The sequence below is a fragment of the Nitrosomonas sp. genome, assembly GCF_019752415.1.
Classification (GTDB): domain Bacteria; phylum Pseudomonadota; class Gammaproteobacteria; order Burkholderiales; family Nitrosomonadaceae; genus Nitrosomonas.
The window spans coordinates 1-4,945 of sequence record NZ_JAIEME010000083.1; the positions used below are offsets into that span (position 1 = coordinate 1).

Annotated in this window: 4 protein-coding genes; 3 read left to right on the forward strand and 1 reads right to left on the reverse strand. The window is 48.3% G+C overall.

Annotated features, from left to right (window positions below; translation table 11 throughout):
- Positions 1 to 85: 85 nt before the first annotated feature.
- The 3 genes from K2P83_RS12315 (at position 86) to K2P83_RS12325 (ending at position 4,079) form a co-directional block, all read left to right on the forward strand.
- Entirely contained in the window at positions 86 to 373 is a 288-nt protein-coding gene (locus K2P83_RS12315; protein WP_292929607.1) for a hypothetical protein, read from the forward strand.
- 633 nt (positions 374 to 1,006) lie between these two features.
- The gene (locus tag K2P83_RS12320) at positions 1,007 to 2,737 is read left to right on the forward strand and encodes a serine/threonine-protein kinase (RefSeq protein WP_292929609.1); all 1,731 of its coding nucleotides are present in this window, start codon (positions 1,007 to 1,009) and stop codon (positions 2,735 to 2,737) included.
- Positions 2,706 to 4,079, forward strand: coding sequence for a hypothetical protein (locus tag K2P83_RS12325; RefSeq protein WP_292929611.1), 1,374 nt, complete (start codon positions 2,706 to 2,708; stop codon positions 4,077 to 4,079). Before K2P83_RS12320 ends, K2P83_RS12325 begins: the two co-directional genes overlap by 32 nt.
- Positions 4,080 to 4,198: 119 nt before the next feature.
- Here K2P83_RS12325 and K2P83_RS12330 read toward each other — a convergent pair whose 3' ends face one another.
- The gene (locus K2P83_RS12330) at positions 4,199 to 4,603 is read right to left on the reverse strand and encodes a hypothetical protein (RefSeq protein ID WP_292929613.1); all 405 of its coding nucleotides are present in this window, start codon (positions 4,601 to 4,603) and stop codon (positions 4,199 to 4,201) included.
- Between the last annotated feature and the right edge of the window lie 342 nt (positions 4,604 to 4,945).

Here is a 4,945-nt window from a genome sequence, read left to right on the forward strand (position 1 = left end):
AAAGCCAAAAAAGGTATTTCAACGCCAAAACAGGACGTGGATTTGATTAAGCAACGTTACAAGGAAGCAAAGGAGCTAGAGAGCCATGAAAAAACAAGGGAACATTGAATTTGAAAACAGCTCAGGTAATGTTTTTGATGATCTTGGAATAGATAATGCCGAGGAGCTACAAGCGCGCGGCATGGTTGGTTTTCATGTGGTTGAGCTAACAGGGTGCCGGGTGCGGGTAAAGTGTGCGGTTGTTGCATGTCAAGGGCGCACCGGTCTCGCGGCGGCAGGAGAATCTGCTGTAAGACCGGTATGGGTTCAAAGCATCCTATTATATGCCAGTTTTAAGTCTTCTTTCCGGGTTGCAAGAGCAGCACGGGTATAGGCGATTCAGAAAAGGTGTAAATCAATGAATTCATCAGATTGCGTGAGTGATATGAAGCAGCGGTGCGGGATTGATCGATGAATATTTCAAATAAGCGAAGTGATTTTTATGCGAAAATGCAGAGAGTAGAGGACCAATCAAAGCAGTTACTGGATGGTGAATAACAAAATCTTTTCGGATGACCGATGATATTACGGTAAGCCGGTATGATCTTTCTGACAATAATAAGGAGAAATATTTTATGAGCAGGATTTTAGTGGATGATGTTTATGTCGATGAAACCAATGCAAGAAAATGAGTAGGCTGTCCACTTGCACAACGAGAATCGTTCCCTGACTTATCACCCAAATGGAAATACGCTTTCAGGACGACAGTTCGAATTTCCCGCTGCCCAGCAATTAGAAATACCAGCGCGATCGTCGGCAACCTCATTTCCAAATACGGTTGTTGCCGGCAAGGTAAAGGCGCAACATTACAATCGCAATTGAGAGCAATCCTATGTTGATGAATCAAGACCATTTTCCCACCAAATCACTGAGCAACGACGTCACCTTGTTCGAAGGAGCAAGCCGGGGTCTTGTCGCGCGTGGTTTGGCGACAAGATTATAAATTTCCTTGCAAGGCAATAACAAAATGATGCCCCCAGCAATCTTGACGGTCGAATACTTAAGAAACCGCAAATACGTGGTGGCTAAAGAGATTCATGGAGGCATGGGAACGGTCTATAAATTGTTTCCAGTGGCTGGTGGCGAAAAAACAGTCGCCATGAAAACCATTAAGGGTAAGAGCAGCATCCAAGCATTTGATATTGAGTGTGAGGCGTGGTTTTCAGTTGCACACCACCCAAACATCGCGCGGGCGCTTGCATTTGGAAGATGGAACAGTCTTCCAAGCGTCATTATCGAGTGGTACCCAATGTCTCTGGATACCTTAGACCGGAAAGTCTTATCCGCAACTGAACTACAACGGTTGATTGCAGGGACGCTCAGCGCCCTGAACTTTGCGTATACAGAAAAAGCTCTTATCCACCAAGACATAAAGCCAGCGAATATTCTGATAGATAAAAGCGGTCAGCCACGTCTAAGTGACTTTGGTTTGGCGCGCTGCGTTGCGGCCACAGCCAAGGAACGGATCGCATTTGGTGCAGGAAACATTCCCAAATCGACATCTAGGGAAGTGTCCGGGACGCCATTCTTTATGGCGCCCGAGTTGTGGGGCGGAAGTGCACCGTCAATAAGGTCTGATATTTTTTCACTGGGGGTAACCTTCTATCAGATGCTTACGAAAGAACACCCCTATGTTGAACCATCACCCGAACTGATCGTACAGGATCAAATACGCACAGCTCCTTTGCTAGCAAGCGTTGCCGGCAAAGGGGACCAGGGTGCACAAATCGTCGCTTTTTTAACAAAATGCTTGGCGCTCGATCCTGCGCATCGCTATCAGTCTTATGCGGAGATAATTCGCGACCACCCTTGGGCCAATAGTTCACGGCCAGATTCCGGCTGGACTATCGATCGATCTGAAATCATTGCAGGTACCTCGCAGTTTTTCCGCGCTAAGGGTGAGGTCAATAAGTCGTTTTCGGCATTGGAAGGCATCCTCGCTAGGCGTCCAAACGACGTGGTTCTAATCGAAGAGCTTGGCAATCTGCACGCAGCAATTGGTCAGGGAAGAGAAGCCGAGTTGCACTACAGCATCGCGTACAACAATCTGCAATTAACAAAGGGGCTTTACGAAGACAGATTTTTCCCGCGTCCGGCACTTGCCTGGGCACGGTGCCTCATAAGATCTGGCAGGCACAAGGAAGCTGCCGATATTGTGAAAGAGGTACTGGACTGGAGCATAAATCTTCCACAAGTTCCGACGGGCGTGCGATTGATCGGTGCTGGCCTCTATGCAGAAATCGGATGGTATCTACTCTACAAGGGCGACTTTGCGCAATCCGCCCATGACCTAGCGACGTATTCCTCTCGGCGTTCACTGAATAAGGAAGAATCTGTCTGGATTGCAGAAGCTGCTTGGCTGTCTGGCGTAATCAAGTCGTGCGCTGACGAAATCGCACTAAAAGTCATGGAAAACAAACCCGACGTAACGCCCAGTCCGGGTGAGCTTGAGCATGTCTGGGCGCGAGTGATACTTCACCAATACGCGAACCCATTGCTTCAAGGGCAGCTCTGGAAGGGTAATCCGAGTTATTTGTTCCTTGAGACCAGCAACTTGGAGAAAGCGAGCGGTGCTACCCCAGGATCTTTACTGATGCCCAAGGATCTAGACAAGCAACGGCCTTTCATTTTGGCTATGGATAACTTTTCCACTGGTGGTGCGCATCATGCGTTTATTCGATCTGTTTCGAAAATCTGAGTGGCGCAAACTCGGTAACTATCCGGTTGGTGTCCAGCAGGACATCGTCTATCTAGTTGCGTTTGACGCACTGATAAAAACGGCTATCACAAGTGCAATACGGCGATCTTTCACCTCTACTCAATCTGGCATTACCGAAACCGTGCAACTCCTAAGCAATGTGCTTAGTGGAAGATCGCTCACCAGTGAATTGCTTTTAGGCATTTTATCGACCGGCATCGGTAAGGAATTCACAAGCATCAAATGGAGCTATCTTCCGCCAGCGCGCGCTGTCGGGTTTTTGGGCATTTTGGCAATGTGTGAATTCAGGAACGATGAACAACTTATCGTTCAAAACGACCTCAAGTATTCTGGTTTCTCAAGCGATCCGGATGAAGCCCGTTCGCAATACCTCATTCTCGCGGCGCAAACCGCCGGAGTGGAGGATCTGGATGAAATAAAGGACTTTAATGAAGACCAATTTCTTGAATTCTGGAATGATCTCCGTAAAGTCGTTTTCCAGGACATTCAATTAAATGTAAGTTCGGAAACGCCAGGGCTCTCATCCACAAGTAAAGAACGATTCGAAAGTCTGTCACAGCCGCGACAGCAAACACTACTGCTGTTAGCCGATTCGTTATCCAAGAAGAAGCCGAATACCGAATCTCCTCAGGCCGCCCCACCAAAGGCGGCGCCCCCGTTCAACCTCCAACTGAGCCAAAAGGAGCATCCGTTCAAGTACGTGCCGTATCCCAAGCTGGTCAAAAGCATTAATCAGCTTTCGCCCGAAATTCTGAACGCATTTGAAAAACTTTCCATCGACGACTATGAATTGCGTAGGCTCGTCGGCGCGAAGGATTTTGTGCCACGTGCATTACTGCACGGCATGGCGGCGTTCGATGCAGATGCGCTCGCCTACTGCATAGTCGTCGCAGCAGTTATCGAGAGTGAACCCACTTTTGTGGGATGCGGAGTTTGGAAGAAGGTAACTGAAATTTTTGAGAAGAGAAACCTTGCGCAGTTTCAATTGGCGGCGGAGGCGCAGGTCAATGGCATGTTAGGTGACGCTAAGCTGAACATGGAAATTAACGACCCCAAAAAAGCGTCGCTCGGGCTTAACCTCTTGCAGGAAATACGTAGGGCGCCGACGAATTACAGCAAGGCGGGGGGCGATGATTTGGCAAAGGTTAGCGTGCTCATGGCAGGCACGACGATCTTCAGGCATGTACTTAACCACCCCAGATACGGCAAAACGTTCAGTTCATTTGTGATGGACAAATTTACTTCACTGGCGCCAGTTCTTGAGGAAATAAAAACCGGGGAACTGCTCACGTGGGATCAGCAAAAGGATCTGACGGTTTGATTTCAGACTAGTCTTAAATTACTGATGCAGCTGCTTGCGGGGTTCGACAGTGGCGGGCTACTTAGATGGCCAAGTATTTCCGAAAGAAAACACAGCTTCTATCGGCTTTTTCCTGAATACTACGATGCGCGACGCCCAAAACGGCCAATGCCAAATAGCCGCTTAAGAATGGCGGATAGAAAGAGTCCGAACTGAATATGCTGACAGACACCGTTACCACTTCTGGCCTTTAGACGGTAACCGAGCTCCAGAACTTTTTCGGTTGGTACTGGCAAGCCACATTTCTTACAAGGAGGAGAACAAACATTGCAAATTGGAAAGCTGCCGCTGACTCTACCGCGAGAGGCTGACATCGGCACGAAGCCATCTGGTGTTTGATTGCCCTCACTGAACGAGGCCTCGAGCATATGAAATGCCAGTGGACGCGTTGTGTTTCCACATAGTGCACATGCAGCATCCCCTGCGGCTCTATGCCTGTAAGACTCGATGAGATCCTTGCGCAGTTGCTCTCTAAGATCGCTCATTTTTTTCACCATCTAGCCGCCCAGGCCACTCGAATCATGGCATTGCCGTTTTATCGATTGAGGAGTTTCTGCTTTAGAAAACTGCCATACTCCTCCACAGACTGGCGGACCATTATGAACAGTAGCCAATTGGATAGCAATCTTGCAGCTGGAAACATTTAGTCTTGCGCGCTGCTTCTCTGATGACGACGGAGGGGATCGACCGCCAGATAAAACAGTGTGGGGTATAGGAAAAATAAACCACCTTTTCCATGAGTTTTGAATGTACTGAAAGCTGGCTCGGCTGTCAAACACTGTGATAATCAATCGAAAAATGACTATATTCCGGTTCAGTTAGCACAA

Coding starts and splice junctions, on each gene's coding strand:
- K2P83_RS12315 (WP_292929607.1), top strand. CDS start 86: ATGAAAAAACAAGGGAACATTGAATTTGAAAACAGCTCAGGTAATGTT.
- K2P83_RS12320 (WP_292929609.1), top strand. CDS start 1,007: ATGATGCCCCCAGCAATCTTGACGGTCGAATACTTAAGAAACCGCAAA.
- K2P83_RS12325 (WP_292929611.1), top strand. CDS start 2,706: ATGCGTTTATTCGATCTGTTTCGAAAATCTGAGTGGCGCAAACTCGGT.
- K2P83_RS12330 (WP_292929613.1), bottom strand. CDS start 4,603: ATGAGCGATCTTAGAGAGCAACTGCGCAAGGATCTCATCGAGTCTTAC.